This is a genomic window from Bosea sp. 29B, assembly GCF_902506165.1.
In the GTDB taxonomy this organism is placed as follows: Bacteria; Pseudomonadota; Alphaproteobacteria; order Rhizobiales; family Beijerinckiaceae; genus Allobosea.
This window is the reverse complement of the sequence record NZ_LR733823.1, coordinates 1-1,268: the sequence shown is the minus strand read 5'-3', so window position 1 is coordinate 1,268 and position 1,268 is coordinate 1. Positions and strand designations below refer to the sequence as shown.

The 1,268-nt window shown below is 63.3% G+C and carries 1 protein-coding gene; it reads right to left on the bottom strand.

Features of this window, described 5'->3' with window-relative positions; translation table 11 throughout:
• Positions 1–33 precede the first annotated feature (33 nt).
• Positions 34–1,202 (bottom strand): IS3 family transposase gene (locus GV161_RS30855; protein WP_152013880.1). Its coding sequence is split into 2 segments (ribosomal slippage): positions 34–938 and positions 938–1,202, totalling 1,170 coding nucleotides; the frame shifts between segments, so codons are not numbered across the junction.
• Positions 1,203–1,268 lie beyond the last annotated feature (66 nt).

Sequence of the window (1,268 nt, the reverse complement as noted above, 5' to 3'; positions counted from 1 at the left end):
TGGCCTGCCCCCGTTAGGTGGCCCGGTTCTAATCTAGTGCATGGTGGGCTTGGCGGCCACGGTTGAGATGGCCGGCGAAGCGGGTTGGGTTTGCGCAGCCGGCCAGACCACAGCGACCGGTGCTGGCGGCTTGTAGCCGAGCGAGGAGTGCGGGCGCTGGGTATTGTAGTGCTGACGCCAGCCCTCGATGACGATCCGAGCCTCGGCGAGGCTGTAGAACAGCTCGCCGTTCAGAAGCTCGTCGCGAAGCTTGGAGTTGAAGCTCTCGCAATAGCCGTTCTCCCAAGGACTGCCAGGCTCGATGAACGCCGTTTTCGCGCCGACCGCCGCGATCCACTCCCGCACCGCCCTAGCGACGAACTCGGGGCCGTTGTCCGAACGAACATGCCCGGGCACGCCGCGCAGGATGAAGAGATCGGACAGCACGTCGATGACATCGGTGGACTTGAGCTTGCGGTCGATGCGGATCGCGATGCATTCCCGGGTGAACTCGTCGATCACGTTCAACATGCGGAACTTCCGGCCATTATGGGTGCGATCCTCAACAAAGTCGTAGGACCAGACATGGTTGGGATACTCCGGTCGCAGCCGAACGCAGGATCCATCGTTCAGCCATAAGCGGCCCTTCTTCGGTTGCTTGGCCGGCACCTTCAGTCCCTCCCGCCGCCAGATCCGCTCGACACGTTTGACGTTCACCGCCCAACCGGCGGTCTCCAGCATGGCCGCGATCCGGCGGTAGCCGTAGCGGCCATACTGGGCGGCGAGTTCGACAATGTCGGCGGTCAGCGCCGCATCGTCAGCGCGGCCCTTCGGAACCTTGCGTTGCGTAGATCGATGCTGCCCCAGAACCCGGCACGCCAACCGCTCCGACACGCCGAACTTCATCATGGCGTGGTCGATGCAGCGGCGACGGCGGGCGGGGCTCAGAAGTTTCCCGAGGCAGCCTCCTTGAGAATGAGCTTCTCAAGCGTCAGATCCGAGACAGCCTTCCGTAGCCGTTCGTTCTCCTTCTCCAGATCCCTCAGCCGCTTCACCTGGTCGCTCTTCAGGCCGCCGAACTCCTTGCGCCAACGGTAATATGTGAACGCCGTCACACTGATGGCCCGGATCGCCTCCGCGACCGGGCGCCCCTGGGACAACAGCACGTCGACCTGGCGCAGCTTCGCGACGATCTCTTCAGGCTTGTGCTTCTTCTGCGGCATCGCGGCATCCTCCAAAGGCTCAAAAAGCCTACTTCAGCGAGGGCCACTTTTCAGGGGGCAGGCCAG